The organism is Thalassotalea coralli (assembly GCF_055786205.1).
Window position 1 is genome coordinate 107,149 of the sequence record NZ_JBVVBK010000007.1, and the last position, 21,637, is coordinate 128,785.

Sequence of the window (21,637 nt, forward strand, 5' to 3'; positions counted from 1 at the left end):
AAGGACAAAATAACACCCATGAGCGAGTATTGACTCATGGGTGACTAAGATATGAAAAAAGAATCGATATTAATTGCTGATGACGACCCATCCATATTAGCTGCGCTTAAAATACAACTGAAAAGCGAAGGCTTTGACTGCAAAACGGCTAGCTCTCCTGCTGAAGTAGAACAGGCTATTAAACAGCAAGCTTTTTCTCTGTTATTAATAGATCTAAATTATCATCTCGACACCACCTCAGGCGAAGAAGGTTTACAACTTATTTCTACCATTCGTCAACAAGACGAGTTTGTTCCTATCGTTGTGATGACAGGGTGGGGGACGATTGAATTAGCCGTTAAAGCGATGCAACTAGGGGCGAATGATTTCGTCGAAAAACCGTGTGACAACAATCGATTGTTAATTACCATTAAAAACCTTATTCAACTTAGTAAAAGTCTAAAGAGCTCTCAGCTTTTAGCAAACGAGCAGCAAATTTCGCGAAAAAGTAAATGGCCAGAAACCTGGGTATGTGAATCGAAAGCGATGCAGCAAGTAATGGATATTGTTAATCGCGTTGCTGACACTAACATTAATATTTTAATTACAGGTGAAAATGGCACAGGTAAAAGCTTGTTAGCTGAATTGATCCACCAACATTCTGCTCGCGCTGAAGCAAACTTGGTCAATGTGAACATGGGGGCGATAAATGAGCAAGTGTTTGAATCTGAGTTATTTGGTCATGTTAAAGGCTCTTTTACTGACGCGAAACAAACTCGCTTAGGTAGAATAGAGTTAGCCGATCACGGCACTTTGTTTATGGATGAAATTGCCAATATTCCGCTGTCTCAACAAGCGAAGTTGTTGCGCGTACTAGAAAGTGGTGAGTTTGAAAAATTAGGTTCTAGTCAAACGCAATCGGCTGACGTTAGAGTGATCAGTGCTACCAATGGCGACTTGCAAGCAATGGAGCAACGTGGTGAATTTCGAAAAGACTTGTTATTCAGACTAAATAGTATCGAAATATACCTACCCACACTCGCTGAGCGCCAAGAAGATATTTTGCCTTTAGCCAATAGTTTTTTAGCAAAGTATGTTAAGAAGGCGAACATCGATAAGACTTTTTCTGTATCGGCGGAACAAGCACTTGTCGCTTATGATTGGCCCGGTAATATTCGCGAACTTAATCATGTTATTGAACGCGCTGTTTTATTGTCGGCTAGCGCTGAAATAGAAGAAAAAGATTTAATGTTACGAGCAAACTCTTTAGCAAGCTCAGCTACGTCAAGTGATGATGATTGGGCAGAACTTACCATGGAGCAAGCAGAGAAAAAATTGATTGCCTTGGTGATGCGAAAATACCAAGGTAATGCCAAGCAAGCGGCGTTGTCGCTTGGTTATAGTAAGAGTGCTTTTTATCGTCGTTTAGAGAAATTTGATTTGTAATGGCAAGCCATCAATACGCGTCGAAAATATTTATTTATGTCGCCTTAGCGGCACTACCTAGCTTAGTCGTTGCTATTTTTTTGTTGTGGCAAACGGATATTTCTCATTATGGCAAGCTACTGTGCTCTTTATTGCTTCTGTTAACTGTGGCTGGTTTTTCGTTAGCGGTAAAAAGCCAAATTAACTTTCAATTGCATACCTTAACAAATCTAGTAGAAGCGATTCATCAAGGGGATTTTAGCTTACGTGGTGTCGCAAATGCCAAAGACGATCCACTTGCCGAACTTGTCCAACAAATTAACCAGCTGGCGGAGTCGTTACGATTGCAAAGACTCGCCTCGGAAGAAGCGTACCGCCTGTTAGATAAAGCGATCAAAGAAATTAACGTCGCTATATTTGCTTTTGATGGCGATGAAAAAATTAAGCTCGTAAACCCTGCCGCAGAGCGGCTTATGGCAAGTGCTTCAATTAAACTAGTAGGTAAAGCCGCGACTCAAGTTGGCTTGTCACTGGATCTTTTTAGCAAAGAAACACAAGTCATCGAACGGGAATTTCCAGGCGCACGAGGGCGATGGCAAATTCGTTTAGATACCTATCGAGAGGGTGGCGAACAGCGTCAGTTACTGTTTATTAATGATGTGAAGCAGGTACTTAGAAACGAAGAGTTAAAAGCGTGGAAAAACATCATGCGGGTTATAAGTCATGAGGTGAATAATTCGTTATATCCGGTGTCTTCTTTAAGCCAAACATTACAGTCTGTTGTTAACCAGCAGCCACTAGCAGACGATTGGCTAGACGATGTTAATCAAGGTTTATCTATCATTAGTGAGCGCAGCGAGCGTTTAAATGAGTTTATTAAGCGTTATGCAAAAGTCGCCAAATTGCCTGAGCCAAGAAAACAGTTCCTTGCTGTATCGCCAGTGGTGGAAAAAGTTATGCAGTTATTTGAGAAAAACCACGTGTTCAATAACGCTGAACTGGATGATATAAACCTCTATTTTGACCCGACAATGTTAGAGCAGGTGTTAATAAACTTGATTAAAAATGGCCTTGAAGCGGGCGACAAGGTTGTTGTTTCCAGTGAATTAAGTGCTGAAAGAGTAAAAATTCAATTGATTGATAATGGGCCGGGTATTAGCAACCTAGATAACTTGTTCATTCCTTTTTACTCCACCAAAGAAAAAGGCTCTGGTATTGGGCTAGTTTTGTGTCGTCAAATAGTGGAAGCCCATGGCGGAGATATTTCTCTTTCTAGTGTCGCTGACGGTGGATGCTGTGCCGAAATTTCTTTTCCTTTACCGGTAGCTTAATCGTTAACACTTGAATTTGTCGACCGTTTTCCCCATCTACGACTCTCAAGCTATAGTTATTTTATTCGTTAATAAATTCTCGACGCTTAAGTGCGTTAAACTTTTTTGAGCAAATTATGGAATTTAAACCTCACTACGACTTTACCATCGATGTTATTGATAGAGTGATGATCACTCATATGAATGGCGTATGGAATTTAGAGGGGGTCGCAGTGTATTTTGAGGCCGTTAAAAAAGCGGCTGGGCCGTTGAAATCAGATAAGTGGGTGAGAATCGCTGAACTGAGTAATTTCGAGGGCGGGCCAATGGAGTTGATGGATGCCTTAATCGATATTCAAAATTGGAGTGTTAGCCATAATTGCGTTCAGCTTTATCTTGTTAACCCAAGAATAATGAACAAAATGGTCGTTGAGCAAAATGAACCAAAGTACAATCAGATGCATATGTTTGAGTCACTTGAATTAGCCATTGAACAGGCAAAGCAATTGTTGGCAGAGCAGGATGTTAATTAAGTTACCGAATGATTTAAATAGCGGCGAAAGCGCAAACTACTCACCGCTATGACTATGATCGCTAGCTACTTATTTTCTAAGGGCTAAACGCAAAACACCTAATGAAAGTAGAAATACAGCAAACATACCCGGCTCTGGCACTTGAGTGGTTAAACTCGAAATAGAAGAACCATTAGAAAAGCTAGTGGTATAGCTTGGCGTTGAGTTTGGATCTGTATTGAAGCCGTCAATATTCGTTAGACTAAATGCTGAGTCACCTGCATTAATCGCAGTTAGTGAAAATGATGCAATGGTAAAGTCGCCGCTAACTGGCACGAACATATCAGAAAAGGTAAATAACAACCCTGAAGCGAGCGCTTCAACGTCAAGGCCATCAAATAGAAAAGCGTCCACATCAACAAGTGCAAGGTCACTTGTTAAAGATTGAGGGTCAAAGCTAAAAATAGAAGTGTCAAAGTTGAGGTCGAAGTAGAATAAATCAGACTCTTCGAATCCGGAGCCTAAAATATCTAGGGTTACGGTTTCACCCTGATTAACAGTCGTTTCATTAATGTCGACTGTTATAAGGCCAGCATTTGCAGTAACGCTAAATGCTAAAACTAATAGCGCAAAGAACTTTTTCATTATCTTTATTCCTTTTTTATAAATAGTAAGTGGCGCACTCAAGAGGTTTAATTTGAATGCGCCAGTGTGTTTAGTTTGAGATGGCGCGACAGCCTTGAGTGTCAAAGTCTGCGACAATTGTCGCTCCTTGTAGGTCGCCGGTCACTTGCAAGTAGCCCCAATATTCAGTGTCTGAATCTAGGTTGATATATAAACATGCACTGCCATTACCGATGACCTTTTCGTCGTACTCTTCTGAATGTGCTGAAGGCCAGCCACCATTTTCGTAGTAAAGTTGGAAATCACCTTCAGCAAACGCAACCGTTAAGGCGAGAGTTTTGTGTTGATTCATTCCTGGAATGGTAAAGTCGTAACGTACTTTATCTTCAGTAACACATTTAGGGGTGTTCTTCTCAAGCGAGTTACTTTCTGAAGTCGCACACTCTTCACCCGTTAACGGAGGAAACTCAACGAAAATAGTTTTCTTAGCCGTTGAAGATAAGCCTTTGTTGTTGGTTAATGTTAGTGTGACTTCGTATTCGCCAACTGCATCAAAAGTGAAGTTAGGGTTCGCGTCAGTGCTAGTTTGGTTATCGCCAAAAGTCCACTCATATTTCTCAATATAAGCATATCGGTCGCTAGCATCAGCTTGAGAGTTGTTACTATTAAAAGCAACCGATTCACCTAGCGTCACCATATCTAACGAACTGATTTCTACCACTGGCGCTTGTGCTTCAGGCGCAACAGTTGAACAATTTTGGTAAGAACAAAGTGCTCTAAATAGTCTAGCGTCGCGAGAATTGATTGCACCATCGCCGTTAAGGTCAAAGGCAGGATCTAACGTTTCACGCTTTCTAACTGCTAAAATGAATTGTTGCATATCGATTTTGTCGACATCGCCATCTGCGTCCATATCACCGACAGGAAGCACAGTTATTTCTTTCGTTTCACTATCTGTAGCACCTTGATCATCGGTAACTGTTAGTGAAATCATATTAACGCCTAGTTTGGAAAAGCTATGTGCAGGGCTCATTGAACCGTAATTAGTCCCGTCAGATAGCTGCCAAGCGTAGCTAGCAATTTCGCCATCAGGGTCTGTAGAGTTTTCACCACTTAGTTGTGCAGGGCTATTTAAGTATGCGTATGTGCTACTTAAAATTTGGGCTACAGGTAGTTGATTCGGTAAAGAGTCATCAGCATCAATTGGAATGTCATAATACGCTTTAAACGTTACTGCGCTGTATGCTTTAGGCGTATCTATGATGACATTGTAAACACCACCTTCCCTGAAGTGGCAGATTTCGGCTGCACCAGGGCCTTCAAAAGGACGACAATCGTAAACTGTGGTTGATACTTCTTGGTTTCTGCTAACGTGTAAATCAGGGTCACCGTTCGAGCCTTCGACAATTTCAATTGCAACTAATGCAGCGGCGTTTGGTACTAAAAATTGATATGCGCGAGGTGTTTCACCTTCTTCGGCAGAAATATCAATTTCTTCCGTTAAATACACTCGGCGACAGTTATTACAAAGGGTTTCGTCATCTGGACTAAGTAAGGTAATACTGACGTTGGTACTGGTGGTTGCGCTAACGCCTTGATCGTCAGTTACCGTTAACGTCGCAGTATAGTCGCCAATTTCACTGTATTGGTGGATAGGGTTTATCTCTGTACTAGTGTTACCATCACCAAAATCCCATGCGTAGGCAGTAATATCACCGTCTACATCCGTTGAGCTAAAACCCTTAAAGTGAACTTCGTGTTCGACAATTGCACTGTATTTTGGCTTAGTGATAGCAATAGGTGCCTGATTACTTGAATCTGATGTTTCATAGTAAACGTGCAGTGTACTTTCCCAGTATTCTGCAAATGGGTCAATGGCGATATTGATCAAGCCACCGCGGTCGAATTCACAGTACTCGGCGAACCTTGCTGCTGAAAAAGGAACACAGTCATCAGTATCTCTGCTAAAGTCTATCGGTCTGTCTAGATTGACAAAAATATCAGGATCACCGCCATATTTTCCTGCAAGTACAACAACAGTTTTTTCGGCATTAGCAGGAACTTGTATTTTATACTCTTTTGGTGTTTTACCTTGATAAGACCAAATATCTTTTTCTAGATACACATGGTGTCTTTTTGTACCAGGCGCTAGAAGCGGATCGTCAACACCAATCGCTTGAAGCTGAGCATTTGAATAGGCAGAGTAGGCATCAACTGTTACGTGATAAGGTTGAGTTGAGTCCGGTGATAACACACCGATAAATTCTGGAGAGCCGGCTGCTTCAAATGAAATGTAATCAGCATCCCAAGTACCCTGACCATCGTGAGTAGATTCTCTTCCTAACGATACATACATGTCTGGGTCTTGTGAATAGCCTGAAAGATAGAACCCTACAGCTTCGGTATTTTCTGGCACATTCACTTCGAATGATGTTTGCGTACCTTGTTCGGCCGAAATGTTCGAGTGGCTCGCTATCAGGTTGCCTTCAGGTGCAGAATCTATACCTGAAACCCCATCCCAATATCTTTCGGAGTTACTGGTGAAATCGTCTAAACCGGTCGCCACAAGGTTGGCATTAGACCATAAGTTGCTTCGCATTGGACTGTGCAATGCAGCCGTCATACGGTCAACTTGATCAGCAGTAAACATGGCGTAGTTACTGGTATAGTGCATGAAGTTTTCTGTATTCGTTTTTTGCCCTAAACAGTTAGGTGCATTTTCGTACAAACCACTTAGAGACATTTGTGGAGTGTCACAACTTCTATCACCAGTAAGTGAACAGAAACTTTCGTTTTCTAATGAACAGGTTTCACCGGCAAAAGTATGAGGTAGGTTTAGCCAATGACCGAATTCATGCGTTAATACAGAACGGAAATTTTCATCTGTGTTGCTACCTACATACAAGCCGTTGTAGACCACGCGAGCAAGATTGTTATCAGTCATTGATTGCTCAGGGTACCAAGCAACACCAGAGTTATTAGTAGAGCCGTCGTCATATAAATCTTTCATAATGAAAACATTCATATAGCGATCGTTGTCCCAAGCATCTGCGGCTATTTGAGCGTTATAGCCTGAGCCATTACCGTATCCTTTTTTATCTTCAGCATATCTAACGATACCATTGGTTGTATTACCGCTTGGATCTTTCTTAGCGAGTACAAATTCAATATTGAGATTTTCTCTAATGGCCTGGAAAACGGGGTCGATTGGGCCGTCTAGCGTATTTGTTCCTAAAAAGTCTTCGTTGGTACGATTTAGTGCATCAACTATTTTTTCTTCCGTTAAACAGCTTTGCTCAGCATCGGAACAGTTAAATTCACTTCCATAAACATGAAAAACGACAGGAATATAATAGCGACCAGCAACACCATTATCTTCGAAGCTGGCTGTATTTAAGGTATTTCTGTCACTACTTTTTGCAAGCTTGAATTTCACCTTGTTAAGGTGCTGCTTCATTTTTAATTGTAATTTAGCCCAATCTTGTCCGTTATCATCGATAGCGCACACGTGATGAGCTTCTTGCTCTAGTGTAGATTTGCCAATTGAAGTAATTGACGAATTGCTCGAAAGCTTTTTGATTTTACTGCTTATATTTTTATTTTTTATGACCTTGTCAGTTTGCGCTTTGTTTAGAGGAGTTGCAATCGAACTACTTGCAACGCCAAGAAGAGCAAACATTAGACTTATTCTTTTTATATTCATGGGGGTTGTCCAATATCCGTTGTTCTAACAATATTTGAGAGATTCCTTACGCAAATACTATTTATATTATAAATAGTATTATGCTATTTATAATATTGATCAATGTGACAAATATGTAAAGAGCTGGTAACAAATTTATAGTATGTATGGTGGTGGTTTATACTTATTGAAGCGAAAAAGGTAAGTATGGGCGCGATTTTAATTATATGAATAGTAAAGGAATAATTTAGGTTTAACGATGAAGTTAGCTTTAGGCTAATTATGATTTGTTAAATACTAGTTAAAGTTGTTTTTGGGTTGGATACTTTGTCGAGGCAGACTATTCAAAAAATAATGAAGCGCTAAGGATTTAGGTGCATTTTTAAAAAGTCATTGCTATATCTGCGATAAACAACGTAAATACCCTTAAATTACCTGTTTCTATTCTGTTACAATATCGCGTTTTTTGTTGTTCCATAAAAACGCTAATCAATCATTTCTCACAAAAAACACAATTCATAAAAAATTAAATATTTATCTATTTTTACGGGATAGAGTTAAACATGAAAAAGTTGTGTTTTATTCTGCATAACCATATTTTTCAATGTAGCGTTCTAGTTGGCTGTCTATGTCACCAATGACATGGGCGTAATTTTTCCACTTTAATAACGAATCATTATATAGCTTTTGGTTAACTTGCTGTTTTGAGGAGGTCGTTACTAGTTTATTTTCAGTTAATTGATGGAAATTTTCGTATTTTTCATTTGGTACTACATTGATAAACTCAAAAACATTTTTTGTTTGCTTTAAGAAGTCAGTAACTAAATCCTCGTAACGGATGAATAATAGATCGAGGTCAAATGTTTTTTCGAACTTTTCGAAAAGATCAAATACTTGTAAATACCTATTTACACAGCTTTGTAAGTCGGTTAAGTGATAGTTTTCTATATTTTGAGAAAAGTTTTGCTGAAAGCAACTAATGCAAACATCAATTGGGTGCCTTAATGAGAAAATAAACTTAGCGTTAGGAAAAAGTGTTAAAATTAAAGGTATATGAACCGTATTATGTGGCATTTTATCTACTAATACAGTTTGACTATTTACTTTAACGTTTAGTGATTCAATATACTCGAAATAAATTCTTCTCAGTTTATCTATCTCGCTACTATTTAACTTTCCTAAATCGGCGGGATAAACTTTGTTCAAATCTTTTCTAAAAGCTTGAATCACTGTATGGATGCTAGCTGTCTCACTTAAAGTAGTAATATTTTCTTGTGTGTCCAATACAGCATCTAGTAAAGTGGTGCCAGAGCGAGGAAAGCCAATCATAAATACTGGCGCGGAATGTTCTCCGCTCTCATTAACGGGAAGCGAACTTATATTTAGTTTTCTATACTCTTTAGCATAGTCTAAAGGTTTTTGATTACCGTAACTTTGTTTTTTTAGTTCCCCTAAAGCTGAAAAATAGCTAAAAGACTTATCAAAATCTTGCAGTTTCTCTAAAGCGTTTCCCTTGATAAATAACAGTTTTTTCTTTTTTCTTTGGCTTGATATGCTATCCAAATAATCATCAGAAATTAACTCTACAACCTTTATATAGTCTCTACAGTTACTTAAATATTCAGCCTCTATTCCAATCATCCAGGGCTTAGAACCAATTAACCCTCGTGTTTTCTCTAGCAAGTTAAGGGCTTCATCATTGGCTGAAACGTCGAGAAGAGAAATAATGGCTTCTTCAATATACTTCTCTTCCAATTGCCTAAAATGACTTGCCAAGTGAGCTGTGTGCTTGATAACTGCATTTTTATCTCTTTTGTTTCTCGATACTAAGATTAATTGATATTGTGCATGAGGGTAGTATTTGTCCCATTTTCTCAAACGATATGCGAGCTCTTCACATTTCTCATATTCATTTATTTCTTGATAGATTTCACATAAAATTAATTGATTGTGAGCATTGTTTAAAGACTGGTCGATAGCTACGCTCTTTTGGAGGTATTCTATACTTTCTTCTTTAGTTGCTTTCCCTAACGTTTCAAGTTCTCTTAATGTGCAACCAAGATATCCAAAAGATTTTGCTTTTTGATCTTCCGTTAATGAAAGTAGCATCACTTTTTTTAATGTCTGTAGAAGTGGTTCATATTTTTTTAAATTCGATAGTGCAGAAATTTCCATTTGGAGACTTTGATAAGTTCGCAATGCAGCAGAATTATTGATTTTTTTCAAGATGGTAACTGCTTGACCAAAGCGTCCTGCAACAATTGCGTTATTAGCTTTTTCAAGAACTTTCGCTGTTTTATCTGCCTTCATTTGACTGCACCATCTTACTTAATATTTCAATAATTCTGCGCTAGCTTACATCAATTTAGTAGTCCAAACTACATTGTATAGTGGTGTGCCAAAAAGAACTGATATGATTTGAGATTATCAGAGTCATTTACATGGCTATCAAGCCTAAAGTTTAGTTTGTGGCTCTATAGGTAGTGCGATCAATACGGGCTGCGATTAATAATGTATTTTATAAAAGGTGCGAACTAAAAAGTGCATTTAGGCTTTGCAGGAGTGTTGTAAAAGTATTTATACAAGCATCCCATTTTTAAATGAACATCAAATTCTGCGATAAACAACATAAATAGCCGTTAAATGCCCTTAAATTACCTGTTTCTATTCTGTTACAATGTCACGTTTTTTGTTGTTCCATAAAAACGCTAATCAATCATTTCTCACAAAAAACACAACTCAAAAAAATTTAGACATTTATCTACTTATTCGGGATAGAGTTAAACATGAAAAAGTTTTCTGTGTTGCTTGGTGCAACACTTTCATTGCCAGTACTTGCTGATGGCAATACAAAAATTGAAACCATTACGGTTGTTGGTCGTGATGTTAATCTTATCGGCTCTTCTATTTCCGCTTCGCAAGGCGTTGTCGGTCAGAAAGAAATTGAAGTGCGTCCACTTTCGCGCACTGGTGAAATCTTAGAATTGGTCCCAGGAATGATCGCAACTCAGCACAGTGGCTCAGGAAAAGCACACCAGTATTTCTTGCGCGGCTTTAGTTTAGATCACGGTACAGACTTTGCGACTTTTGTTGATGGTATGCCAGTAAATATGCGCTCACATGGTCATGGTCAAGGCTATAGCGATATCAACTTTGTTATCCCTGAAGCTATTTCTACCTTGGTTTATAAAAAAGGTGCTTATTACGCTGATGTTGGCGACTTTAGTGGTGCAGGTAGCGCATCTATTCATACGGCGAGCAAATTAGAGCATGGCACGGCTGAATTAACGGCTGGCGAAAACTCTTATTATCGTGCGTTATTGATGAATAGTTTTCAGGCTGGCAATGGTGAAGCATTATTTGCCCTTGAAAGTAACTTTTACCAAGGGCCTTGGAGTGACATCGACGAAGATGTTGAAAAGCTCAATGCTCTTGCGAAATACACGACACGTTTAGACGCTGGTTTATTAACGTTTAATTTTATGGCTTACGACAATTCGTGGAACAGTGCCGACCAAATTCCTGCTCGTGCGGTTGAGCAAGGTATTATCGATCGTTATGGTTCTATCGACAAAACGCTTGGTGGTGAAACCAATCGCACTAGCTTTAGTGTTAACTTTCAAGGGGATAACTTAAACGCGTCAGCTTATGTCATTGATTACGGTTTAAACCTTTGGTCTAACTTTACTTATTTTTTGGATGACGCCGATCTAGGTGACCAATTTGAGCAAGTAGATGAGCGATTAATCTACGGTGGCCAAGTCAGTTATGACTTTGATGGTGCTTTTAACAATAAGCCAATGAGTAATATTGTTGGCGTGCAATTACGCGTTGACGACATCGAAGAAGTTGGCCTTTACCGCACGCAAGAAAGAAACCGCTTAGGTACGGTGAGAAGTGACAGTATTAAGCAATCTAGCACTAGCCTATTCTGGGATAATCAAATTGATTGGACAGACAGCTTTTCTACTGTGTTAGGCGTGCGTTACGACTACTTTGATTTTGACGTTCGCGATTTAGTGGGAACAAATGTTCACGGCCATGATTTAAGCGACAATGGTGGTTCAAACAATGACGATATTGTGTCAATTAAAGGTAGTTTAATTTATGACTTAACAGATCAATGGCAGGGGTACTTGTCTTTCGGTGAAGGATTCCACTCCAATGATGCTCGAGGCACTACTATTCATGTCGATCCAGCCTCAGGCGAAGCTGTTGAACAAGTTGATGCGTTAGTTGAATCTTTCGGTTATGAGCTTGGGCTACGTGGTTTTATCGGTGCAAAAATGAATACATCGATTGCATTGTGGACACTAGATTTGGACAGCGAGTTATTATTCGTTGGTGATGCCGGAAACACTGAACCTAGTGGCGCTTCAAAACGAAAAGGTTTAGAGGCGACTATGTATTACCGCTTTAATACTAGCTGGAGTTTAGACGCCGAGTACGCCTATACAGATGCGGAATATAGCGATGTTGCGGCAAGCGAAAAATATATTCCAGGCACTGTTAAACATGTTGTGCAAGCCGGTTTAAACTATGATCAAGGGTATACTTGGTTTGGTAGCTTGCGTGTTCGTTACTTCGGTGAACGTCCATTGGTTGAAGATAACTCAGTAACCGCTGATTCAAGCATTGTTTGGAACATGCGTGCCGGATATCGTTTAAAAGACTGGACGATAAAAGCTGATTTACTAAACATTACTGATAGTAAAGATCACGATATTGCTTATTACTATGAATCAAAGTTAGCGAATGAAGCTGAAGCTGTGGAAGATATTCACTATCACACCTTCGAGCCACGCTCGATTCGATTAACAGCAACCTATGTGTTTTAAATGAGCTTATAGCGAGCAGTCTATTTGAGAAGGAGTAACGCTTAGTTACTCCTTTTTTTTGCTCTTTAATTCTTCAATCATCGCTACCTAGTTGTGGTGTTCAAAACCCCAATAAAAAATGAACCATTTTCATTAGCTCTCGTATTGTATTTTTCAATAGATTCTATGTCTCGCATTTCGGATTAGTCCTAGAACGAACACTTAGCACTTTGAATGGCGAGTAAAATGTAGCTGAACTATGCTTAGGTGTATCTCCAAGGGCAAGTAGCCTAAAGGTAATGTAAGAATGAAAATAAGGACGGTTAAACTTATATTATGTCAGGCGCTACTTACTTCGTCTTTTTATTGTGCTGCCGAAATTAATGCCGATAATTTGATGGCAATGTCGTTAGATGAGCTGATGAAAATCAGAGTTGAAACGGCGACCCGAACTCAAACAACACTCGATATAACGCCAGCAGCAGTAAGTGTTTTTACCTATCAAGATATCAATATGATGGGCGTGCAATACTTACATGAGTTACTTGCTTTAGTGCCTGGCTATCAAGTGGCACGAGGTATGGATTATAGCTTTCAATACTCAGTATCTTCCAGAGGTGTTAAATCAGGCTCTGCAAGCAGAGAAATTTTATACTTGATTGATGGCATTCCGTTGAATAGCCCGAGAAGTGGTAACGAGTCAGTTGTTGCTATGTACCCGCTAAGTCAAATCGAGCGTGTGGAAATAATAAGGGGGCCAGGTGCTTCTTTGTATGGTGCAAATGCATTCGCTGGTGTTGTGAATATCATCAGTCGGAAACAAGTATCTGAGGTAACTTTGAGCCTTGGTAGCGATAGTTACCAACGCGCCAGTGCGATGGTCAATCATGCTTGGGGAGATTGGCAAGTTGATTTTAGTTTTCATTATGATGAAGACAAAGGCCAGTCATACCGTGTACCAGATACCTTTTCTAATGAAATGCTCACAACTAAAGATCCGATAGAAAATTTGCTTATAAGTGCCCGCCTTTACACCTCACAAAGTGAACTTAAATTTGTGAAACGAAAGATAAGCTCAACTGACTTTTACAATGTAGGTCGATTGAGCGAGGACTACAATTATAATGACCATACTTTAGATTTTGTCGCGGCAAAACATAACTTTACCTGGTGGGAAGATATACGTTCTAGTGTTAGTGTGAGTTATCTTCAGTTTAAAGAAATAAGTGGTAATCAAAGTACGCCAGAAGGCGCTTTTTTCGATATTAGCGAACCTCAAAGTAACGAGCCTTTGTATGGATATGGTGAATTTGTTTCTTCAAGATGGCTGGCGGAGTGGCAATCAAATTTAACGCTAACAAATGACTCTAGTATGCAATTTGGCATAGAGTTAAGGGAAACACAGTTAAATAAAGCGCATGGCCACACAAACTATGATTTACTAGATATTAGCCAAGGTAATGTCCCAATTACTTTTTATGGAAACTTGGATAACTTTCTTGTCATTGGCAATGAATCTTCTCAATACTCTCAAGGCTATTATTTACAGTATCAAAAGAATTGGCTCTCAAAATGGCAGGCGACTGTTGGTTTGAGGTACGACGTTTATTCTCAGTTTCCAGAAAAGCTAAGTCCAAGGTTAGGTGTTGTCTATTCTTACTCAGAGAGTAGCCATATTAAGCTGTTGTATGGCGAAGCTTATCGAGTCCCTAGTTTTGCCGAGTCTAATTTAATCAACACCGTAAACGTACTAGGAAACCCCAATCTAGCCCATGAGTCAGTAAAAACCGTTGACTTAATTTGGTGGAAAAAATGGCAACAAGGACAGTTTAACCTTGGCTTTTTTCACAATAGATTCGAAGACGCGATTGCTAATATTACTCGAAATAATATTAGAACTTACGAAAATGTCGAATCAGATGAAAGCTATGGAGCTGAGATTGAAGGGCAGTGGCAAGTAAATAACCGACTGCTCTTTAAAGTCAGTGCGACGCATTTTTTTGAGTTACCTGATGCCGCATTTCGCGAATCATCAGACTTAATGTCCGTTCAAAGTAATTACCAGAAGGACAAGCTCAACGTAAACTTTTCGCTAATTTACAACGGCGATAGAGAAATGCTTAATAACGATAATCAATTGATAAGTTTAGACAGTTATTGGTTACTTAACGGAAAAATCACTTATCAGCTAGGCGATAACTGGCGCACTTATGCGATAGTGAAAAATGCGTTGGATCAAGCCTATGAAACACCTCCTATTAGCAATACCCTTGAGTCAGGTATTCCAAATAGAGGTGTTAGTTGGCAAATAGGTGTAGAGATCAGCTTCAATTAATTATTTGTAGCGGCCATACTGTTTATAGAGCTCAAAATTTGTTACCAAGAGATTCTGATACCAGAAGAAATCGTGAGCCCTTCAAATTCACCGCCGTCGTTAGCTGAATCTTCCATATTGGTATATTGAACACCTAGCTGGAGCTTAAGTTTATGGCCATTTATTAAATAATTGACGCCAGTATAGACTTCTTGATATTTGTCGCCACGACCTTCAACAGCTTTCCCTTCATACTTGTTTAATCTAAGGCCATTTTCTTCGGCACTTTCCATGTAGGTATATCTCGCGACGACTTGGAAATTTTCGTTAATGTCGTAGAAAGGGGTGGCCGAAACGCCCCAAATGTCGCTTTGCTCAAAGTAACCATTGCCTCCAGCAAATTCTGCGTCGAGTCCAAACTTACCTTTTTTCCATTGGCTAGATACGCTATAAACGTCTGAAAAATGTCGCGTGCTCGCTTGCTCATGTTCTTCGTTAATGACCAAGTCTACGCGATATTTTGCACTATCCCAAAAAGACGGGGTATCTGACTTAACAATTAACGCACCGACAGCGAAGGCACCTGCACCTACAGCAATCTCGTTGTCGCCATCACTTGAATAAACCCCCGCTTGATAGCTAACTTCTTTGTTTATCGTCCCTGAAAAGTTAATACCTGTAAAATATTCTATAGAAAACCATAAGTTGTTGGCAATGTTGCTTCGCTCAAGGGTTTTTAGTTTATTGGAAGAGGTAGCGCCATCTTGCGTGAATTTCACACTTTGCTTAAGCACTTTCACTTTAGTGCCATTGTCTGTTTTCCAACTGACATAAGCATCGGTAATTCGCTTATATTTCATGCCATCATTTAAATCGAAATCACCTTCAACTTTAAATGAATAGCCGTTTACTTCCCCTTTGCCACCTAAGCGCAATCGTCGCCATGCATCATCGCTGAAGTTTCCTTGATCACTGTCAACGTTAACCATATCTCCATGTAAGCGTCCACTCAAAGCAAACGAAGCATCTTCACTTTCAAAGATATTGAATATATCCCAGTAGTCGTCTAATTGCGTGTCATTTGCATAAGAGATAGAGCTAAAGCAACACAATGGGATTAACCAACTTTTCATTTTCATTTCTAATCTACTACCTAATGATTATTAAACTCGAGCGGCAAAGTAAACGCGGTTTATGACACTAATATGACAGTTTTTTGCTCTCAATCTAAGCAACTGAAAAATACAACTTCATCCTTGTTTTGGCTGTTCTCTAGCTCATTAAAAACGGGCGGTTAAGTTTAATTCCTACAGGTGTAATTGTTTGGAGGAGCTTTGTTCTAAAGTGTTATCGACACCTTTAATCAATCACTTTTAAGGCGATTGGATGGGATCATTTATGTTTATGGAACTGACCGACAAAGTGAAAGTCAGAGGATAAAAGCGCTAATTGTGAGTAACTGCCTTTGTTAGGATTTATGAAACGGACTTTACATCATCAATACTTTTTCCCCATCCTGATTTCAATATTTGTCCATATTATTGTCCTTTATTTGTTTATCATCGGCAGTCTTTCGACGTCAAAATCTTCAGTAGTCACCCCCTTGGCTATTAACAGCTATTTGTATCAACCACCAAAAACATCGCCTATTGAAATCCTCGAAAAAGTCGTTGAGCAAGATGCTTTAGATTCGTTCGTAGAGAAGAGAGAGAAGCAGAGAGTGGAGCGGCAAGAAGAGCAACTGCTTCTCTCGAAACAAAAAAATGAAATTGAATCCGACGCAAAGGAAAAGCCAAATAAAGCTGCGCCAAACGAGCTTCTCGCAGAGCAGAAAAGTGATGAAGTGACATTGTCGAATCAACAAAACAATGAGTTAGAAAGTACTGAAGGCTTGGTAAACAAAGCTATTGGGAAATCTACTTTTTCCGCCTACAGTTCGTTAGATAACCTTTCTATAGCGATTGACGAACGAGTAAAGAATGAGGAGTTCGAGGAATTAATTGCCCATAGGTCTGTATCAACCATGCATAAAGACCCTGAGCCTGTACCTCACTCTGCAACGGAACTCGATGCCGAAGATCCTGAGGTTCAAGCACGTGATTTAGCGATGAGAACGACGCACTATGGCAATACCACAATTTATAAAGATGAAAATGGCATCTGCACACAAGTGACAGATTTAACCGCAACAGGACTGGTAGGAATGACGTCTTTGCATACCTTTAAGTGTGGCGAGTCAAAAATGGAAAAAGCATTTCGCCTTCATATGAAAGAATTGTTTGAGAAAAATGGGCGTGGTAAAAACTCTGGCGCTAAATAATATACTTGCTAAGTCTATTGTATGCAAAAATGTTATTGAATCGCGGTAGTGTAGCGCTATCATGAGAATCACTATGCTAATCGACGTTATTGTATTGAAGTTCAGGGAAGATTGTTATGTCGTTAAAACAAGTGATTCTGTTTTCTATTTTATGGTTGTTGTTTTCATCATCTCTTCAAGCATCACAACTTTTTGAACAAAAAGTTATGCGCCTTAACGGTGATGAGCCTCTGACTGAGGTAAGCTTCGCTCAGTATAAAGGCAAACCTCTTTTGATATCTATTTTCACTCCCGATTGTCATTGGTGCAAAAAATTACATAAAGAGTTATCTAGGTTGAATCAAGAGTGTAAAGGTGGAAATACTATTTTGCTTGGCATAGGAGGATCTACTCCAGAACTTAGGCAGTCTGTCAGACAAAGCCGAACGTCGCTTCCAGCCTATGCGGCGAATAAAGTCATTGAAAAGTCTATTGGTAAAGGAGTGCCAGTTCCTATGTTGTTGGGGTTTGACACTGAAGGAAAGTTAAAAATCAAGTTAGAGGGATTTAAACCCTGGAAATCTATCAAATCCAAACTAGCTAAAGCCGGCATTGAAACATGCGAATAACTTCAGCGTTTAGAAGTTTATTGTCGCTTTAGAACCAGTGTTTTTGTAACCGATTACCTAACTCCAGAAATTCTATTGCACAAGTAGTTTTAGAAAATCAGAGAATACAGCGAAGTGTTAAATAAGGGAGAAGAATGAAGTCGTTTTTTATTGGATTAATAGCGCTAGTTACAGCTTACTTTGCAGGTGTGCTCAGCCATGGATATTGGGATACTTCCTTACAAGTAGAAGAAACTCAACAGGCTGAAGTCATTCAATCTATTGATAATGGTAAACAAGGCGTAGGAAAACCAGCTGTTTCCGTTGATACTAAAAAAGCTCAGTTCCCAATAGACAGGAAGGTGTCTACCACAATATCGATAAATGACACTTATCGAGGTATTCAGTCTCTTATATCTGAACGCAATGATTTTGCGAGTGTTGGCAAAGCTTACATGATGATGCAAGAGCTTCCCGTAGAAGATTTGTTAAAAATTCTCAGCCTTGCTGAAGCTCAAAATGACGAGAAAAGTTTATCAATGTCATTTCTCGCACTTAGTCTTCTTAATGAAAAGAGTCTACCGGCAGCAGTAAATTACATCGAACGCATTGATGCGAATTATCAATACAAAGCAAACTTGTATTACAGTGTGTTAACTTCGTGGTCAAAAACAGATCCGCAAGCTGCGCTAGAGTGGTATCAAGCCAATTATCAACAGGCAAACCCTAAAAAATACGAAATAGGCATGCCATTACGTAATATTTTTTCTAATTTAGCGTCAAAAGATATGTACTACGCCATTGACGCAGTTTCTCAACTCTCTAGTAATGTTGAAGAAAAAAAGGAAGCGGTATACGGCATTTCAAAATCTATCGCCACGACTGAAGAGTTTAATGCATTGTTTACGGTTTTAGATGAATTAGCCAACCATACTGTGAAGGAAAGCGCGGTAAGTGCATGGGCACATCATTCTCCTGAGCTAGCAGCAGAATGGGCTGATATGCAGTTGGAGCATCCAAAACAAGTTAAGTTGCGTCAAAAGGTGTTAGCGGCTTGGGGCAGAAAAGATAAGGAAGTTGCTGCAAATTGGTATGTAGATAATGCTAGTGAAAGTGAACGTCAACAGGCGGCAGAGCACGTAATCGATAGATGGGGATATGAATCGCCAGAAGAAGCGCTGTCGTGGATCGCTAAGCATGATCAAATTGACCAAGATAAAGCTACCGAAACTTTATTTAAGAAGGCTGCGTTTTTGAATCCTGAATTTGTTATTAAAAATCTAACGTTATTAGAAAGTGAAGAGCATAAAGTGGATGTGTCACTTCTCGCATATTTAGGGCTAAAACGAGAAAATGAACAAGCTGCTTTAGCTATGGTAGAGAGCTCGCCAGTTAGAGATGCGCTAAAAGAAAGTATTTTGTCTTTTGAGGAATCTGAGAATAGATAAGCAATAGAAGAAATGAGTGTACATATTTAATAACCTTATTGTATATATCACGATAAGGTAATATGTCTTACATACGCATGTTTGATGGAGAAAAAGGATAGAGGCACCTAATGAAAAAGATGATAACTGCCATGAGTATTTTGGTTCTCGGCTATTGCGCTGGTTTAATGAGTTATTCATTTTGGTTTGCTGAATCGTCATCTCAACAACTTGTTGATAAAAGTACATCGCCGAAACATGACAGTCATACTAACGTATCTTTGGCTCCATCAGCCCAAGATAATCAAGCTTCTTCTACCAAACAAATGGTTAGACAAAGCTCTGCTTCACCTCAATCAAATGCTTCATCAGAAGACATTAAACAAGCACTTAAAGATCTAACAACCTCAATCGACATAGGCAAGGCGTATTTTTTGTTAAATCAGGCCTCTGAGCAAGAAGTATTGCAATTGCTTGAAGAGCTTACTGCTCAAAAAGAAGAAATAGAGCCTAGTACCATTTCCTTATTGGCAGCGGTATTAACTGAGAAAAACCTTGAAGTTGGCGTTGAATACTTAGAACGAAACTTATTGAGCTTGCCTGACAGTAATTTTTATATTCGCGCGGTGCTAAAAGTCTGGGCTGATAAAAAGCCAGTCGATTCTTTAAATTGGTATCAGCAAAATAAAGCCAATTTCTCTAATGCTGAGGGATTTTTTGAGGGGGTACCGTTACTTGAGGTATTTGATGGCTTAGCTAAATATGACTTACAGGCGGCAATAAGTTCGTTAGAGCAATTAGCATTAAGCGATAAAGAAATGCAGTTTTCATTAATGGGTGTCGCTAAAAATATTGAAAACTTGGAAGATTTTGAATCGCTTTTTCAATTCTCAGAAAATTTACCGAATAAAAGAATGCGAGATACGGTAATTTCAAGATGGACAGAAAAGAATCCACATCAAGCAGCTGAGTGGGCTAGTGCTATGGAGCAATCTACGCAAGACGAATATTACAGTGAGCGCGTTTTCCAATCTTGGATTTTCTCTGGTGACGTTAACGAAGCGGCAAATTGGTATATGGAGCAAGGAAATCAAGATTCACGCCAGAAGAGGGCAAAATTAGTCGTTGAGAATTGGGGGTATAGAAATCCTCAAGCAGCGATGGATTGGATACGTACTCAACAAGATTTAAATCAAAATGAAACTCTAGTTAGTTTATTTGACGTAGTCGTTCATTCTAGCCCTGAATTTGTGTTGAATAACATAGAAAGTTTAGAGACCGACAAGCAAAAAGTAGAAACCTTATTTACCTTGTATATGTCGTTAAATATGAACAATGAGCAACGAGCACAAAACTTAGTCGCAGACTCTGATTATCGAGAGGCATTAGAGGCTCGTATTCGTGACTACGAGGAGCAAAATCGAGAATAAAGGCTCTGTTCACTTATTGCTTTGCTAGTTTTCGTCAAAATGTGTACTTACTGTTATGGCTCGGTTAATATTTAACAAGTATTGTTAGTTAAGGTTTTTTCATGCCGAAAGCAACATCATTTGATATTGCCTACAGAGCGGGTGTTTCACAGTCGACAGTGTCTAGAGCATTGCGCAATAGTCCTCTTGTGAATCAGGAAACCCGTGAAAAAGTGCAGGCTATTGCCCGCGAACTCAACTACAAAGTTGATAAAAATGCCAGTAATTTGCGTACTCAGCAGAGTGACACCATTGCGTTGCTTTTATTTGAAGACCCAACCAATGACGATTCGTTAATTAACCCTTTCTTTCTGTCAATGCTTGGCAGTATTACCAGAGCATGTGCTCGAAAAGGCTATGACTTATTGGTGTCATTCCAGCAGTTGAGTGAAGACTGGCAAGCGGATTTTGAAGACAGTAAAAAAGCCGATGGATTGATTCTTTTAGGTTACGGCGATTTTGTTGATTACGAAGAGAAGCTCAACAAGTTAAGTGAGCAAGACACTCACTTCATTCGTTGGGGTGCACCTGTCGATAACGAAAACGTTGTTTCTGTGGGGTGTGATAATTTTCACGGTGGCTATCAAGTCACCGAACATTTAATCAAACAAGGCTATAAGAAGTTTGCCTTTTTAGGTGACGCTTCTACGCATTCTCCTGAGTTTTTAGAACGCTATCGCGGCCATTGTAAAGCGCTGACCGATAATAAGCTTTCTGTGCGAAGCGAGTTGCAAGTCGATGCTATTTCTATCGAAGAGTCAGGCTATCACGGTGTTCGCCAACTATTGTCAAAAGGTATTGAGTTTGACGCCATTTTTGGTGCCAGTGACTTAATTGCTATTGGGGCGATGCGCGCCCTTCAAGAAAATGGTTTTGCTGTTCCTGAGCAAGTTGCTGTCGCGGGTTTTGATGATATTGCTGTTGCCAGTTTTACCATTCCTGCATTAACCACGGCTAAGCAAGATACAACGTTGGCTGGTGAATTACTGGTAGAAAACCTTATCGCGTTAATTAATGGTGACAAGCCCGAAACGACTTTAATGCCAACAACATTGGTTGTCCGCAAATCTTGTGGCAGTTAGCTGCGCTTTTTACCTAAGTAATCATTTCAATAAAAAGCCTTAGCTACATTAAATAGCTAAGGCTTTTTGCTTGAGGGATACAAATCTTT

14 protein-coding genes are annotated in these 21,637 nt (G+C 39.3%); 10 read left to right on the forward strand and 4 right to left on the reverse strand.

The annotated features are described in order from the left end of the window. Window positions 1-51: 51 nt before the first annotated feature. The 3 genes from ACOB80_RS17110 to ACOB80_RS17120 all read left to right on the forward strand — a co-directional run bounded on the left by ACOB80_RS17110 (window position 52) and on the right by ACOB80_RS17120 (window position 3,247). A complete protein-coding gene (locus ACOB80_RS17110; protein WP_473167076.1) occupies window positions 52-1,425 on the forward strand; it encodes a sigma-54-dependent transcriptional regulator in 1,374 nt (457 codons plus the stop codon). Beyond that, on the forward strand, window positions 1,425-2,735 hold the full coding sequence (locus tag ACOB80_RS17115) for a sensor histidine kinase (RefSeq protein WP_473167077.1): 1,311 nt from the start codon (window positions 1,425-1,427) through the stop codon (window positions 2,733-2,735). Before ACOB80_RS17110 ends, ACOB80_RS17115 begins: the two co-directional genes overlap by 1 nt. Before the next feature lie 116 nt (window positions 2,736-2,851). Continuing rightward, on the forward strand, window positions 2,852-3,247 hold the full coding sequence (locus ACOB80_RS17120; RefSeq protein WP_473167078.1) for a hypothetical protein: 396 nt from the start codon (window positions 2,852-2,854) through the stop codon (window positions 3,245-3,247). A gap of 69 nt (window positions 3,248-3,316) precedes the next feature. On the opposite strand, the gene ACOB80_RS17125 is transcribed toward ACOB80_RS17120, so the two are convergent. The 3 genes from ACOB80_RS17125 to ACOB80_RS17135 all read right to left on the reverse strand — a co-directional run bounded on the left by ACOB80_RS17125 (window position 3,317) and on the right by ACOB80_RS17135 (window position 9,842). Continuing rightward, window positions 3,317-3,871, reverse strand: a complete 555-nt coding sequence (locus ACOB80_RS17125) for a cohesin domain-containing protein (protein WP_473167079.1) — start codon at window positions 3,869-3,871, stop codon at window positions 3,317-3,319. A 70-nt stretch (window positions 3,872-3,941) separates the two neighbouring features. Then, on the reverse strand, window positions 3,942-7,553 hold the full coding sequence (locus ACOB80_RS17130; RefSeq protein ID WP_473167080.1) for a PKD domain-containing protein: 3,612 nt from the start codon (window positions 7,551-7,553) through the stop codon (window positions 3,942-3,944). A 558-nt stretch (window positions 7,554-8,111) separates the two neighbouring features. Further along, entirely contained in the window at window positions 8,112-9,842 is a 1,731-nt protein-coding gene (locus tag ACOB80_RS17135; RefSeq protein ID WP_473167081.1) for a tetratricopeptide repeat-containing sulfotransferase family protein, read from the reverse strand. 476 nt (window positions 9,843-10,318) lie between these two features. Between ACOB80_RS17135 and ACOB80_RS17140 the strand changes: the two genes are divergently transcribed. Together ACOB80_RS17140 and ACOB80_RS17145 are read left to right on the forward strand one after the other, a co-directional pair. Further along, complete coding sequence (locus tag ACOB80_RS17140; protein WP_473167082.1) at window positions 10,319-12,370, forward strand: TonB-dependent receptor; 2,052 nt, start codon at window positions 10,319-10,321, stop codon at window positions 12,368-12,370. A gap of 286 nt (window positions 12,371-12,656) precedes the next feature. Next, window positions 12,657-14,684 carry a TonB-dependent receptor plug domain-containing protein gene (locus tag ACOB80_RS17145; RefSeq protein ID WP_473167083.1) on the forward strand — a complete coding sequence of 676 codons (2,028 nt, stop codon included), beginning with the start codon at window positions 12,657-12,659 and terminating at the stop codon, window positions 14,682-14,684. Between the two features lie 41 nt (window positions 14,685-14,725). On the opposite strand, the gene ACOB80_RS17150 is transcribed toward ACOB80_RS17145, so the two are convergent. Further along, complete coding sequence (locus tag ACOB80_RS17150; protein WP_473167084.1) at window positions 14,726-15,796, reverse strand: porin; 1,071 nt, start codon at window positions 15,794-15,796, stop codon at window positions 14,726-14,728. A gap of 344 nt (window positions 15,797-16,140) precedes the next feature. Here ACOB80_RS17150 and ACOB80_RS17155 point away from each other — a divergent pair, with 344 nt between their 5' ends. The 5 genes from ACOB80_RS17155 (at window position 16,141) to ACOB80_RS17175 (ending at window position 21,548) form a co-directional block, all read left to right on the forward strand. After that, on the forward strand, window positions 16,141-16,983 hold the full coding sequence (locus tag ACOB80_RS17155; protein ID WP_473167085.1) for a cell envelope integrity TolA family protein: 843 nt from the start codon (window positions 16,141-16,143) through the stop codon (window positions 16,981-16,983). Window positions 16,984-17,099: 116 nt separating this feature from the next. Beyond that, window positions 17,100-17,591 carry a thioredoxin fold domain-containing protein gene (locus ACOB80_RS17160; protein ID WP_473167086.1) on the forward strand — a complete coding sequence of 164 codons (492 nt, stop codon included), beginning with the start codon at window positions 17,100-17,102 and terminating at the stop codon, window positions 17,589-17,591. A gap of 134 nt (window positions 17,592-17,725) precedes the next feature. After that, window positions 17,726-19,018 carry a hypothetical protein gene (locus ACOB80_RS17165; RefSeq protein ID WP_473167087.1) on the forward strand — a complete coding sequence of 431 codons (1,293 nt, stop codon included), beginning with the start codon at window positions 17,726-17,728 and terminating at the stop codon, window positions 19,016-19,018. Between the two features lie 110 nt (window positions 19,019-19,128). Continuing rightward, window positions 19,129-20,427, forward strand: coding sequence for a hypothetical protein (locus ACOB80_RS17170; protein ID WP_473167088.1), 1,299 nt, complete (start codon window positions 19,129-19,131; stop codon window positions 20,425-20,427). 101 nt (window positions 20,428-20,528) lie between these two features. Next, a complete protein-coding gene (locus ACOB80_RS17175; RefSeq protein ID WP_473167089.1) occupies window positions 20,529-21,548 on the forward strand; it encodes a LacI family DNA-binding transcriptional regulator in 1,020 nt (339 codons plus the stop codon). Window positions 21,549-21,637 lie beyond the last annotated feature (89 nt).

Bases quoted from the DNA above. Each gene is read 5' to 3' on its own strand.
- ACOB80_RS17125 (WP_473167079.1), bottom strand. From the start codon at position 3,871: ATGAAAAAGTTCTTTGCGCTATTAGTTTTAGCATTTAGCGTTACTGCA.
- ACOB80_RS17120 (WP_473167078.1), top strand. From the start codon at position 2,852: ATGGAATTTAAACCTCACTACGACTTTACCATCGATGTTATTGATAGA.
- ACOB80_RS17145 (WP_473167083.1), top strand. From the start codon at position 12,657: ATGAAAATAAGGACGGTTAAACTTATATTATGTCAGGCGCTACTTACT.
- ACOB80_RS17175 (WP_473167089.1), top strand. From the start codon at position 20,529: ATGCCGAAAGCAACATCATTTGATATTGCCTACAGAGCGGGTGTTTCA.
- ACOB80_RS17170 (WP_473167088.1), top strand. From the start codon at position 19,129: ATGAAAAAGATGATAACTGCCATGAGTATTTTGGTTCTCGGCTATTGC.
- ACOB80_RS17135 (WP_473167081.1), bottom strand. From the start codon at position 9,842: ATGAAGGCAGATAAAACAGCGAAAGTTCTTGAAAAAGCTAATAACGCA.
- ACOB80_RS17110 (WP_473167076.1), top strand. From the start codon at position 52: ATGAAAAAAGAATCGATATTAATTGCTGATGACGACCCATCCATATTA.
- ACOB80_RS17140 (WP_473167082.1), top strand. From the start codon at position 10,319: ATGAAAAAGTTTTCTGTGTTGCTTGGTGCAACACTTTCATTGCCAGTA.
- ACOB80_RS17155 (WP_473167085.1), top strand. From the start codon at position 16,141: ATGAAACGGACTTTACATCATCAATACTTTTTCCCCATCCTGATTTCA.
- ACOB80_RS17165 (WP_473167087.1), top strand. From the start codon at position 17,726: ATGAAGTCGTTTTTTATTGGATTAATAGCGCTAGTTACAGCTTACTTT.
- ACOB80_RS17115 (WP_473167077.1), top strand. From the start codon at position 1,425: ATGGCAAGCCATCAATACGCGTCGAAAATATTTATTTATGTCGCCTTA.
- ACOB80_RS17130 (WP_473167080.1), bottom strand. From the start codon at position 7,553: ATGAATATAAAAAGAATAAGTCTAATGTTTGCTCTTCTTGGCGTTGCA.
- ACOB80_RS17150 (WP_473167084.1), bottom strand. From the start codon at position 15,796: ATGAAAAGTTGGTTAATCCCATTGTGTTGCTTTAGCTCTATCTCTTAT.
- ACOB80_RS17160 (WP_473167086.1), top strand. From the start codon at position 17,100: ATGTCGTTAAAACAAGTGATTCTGTTTTCTATTTTATGGTTGTTGTTT.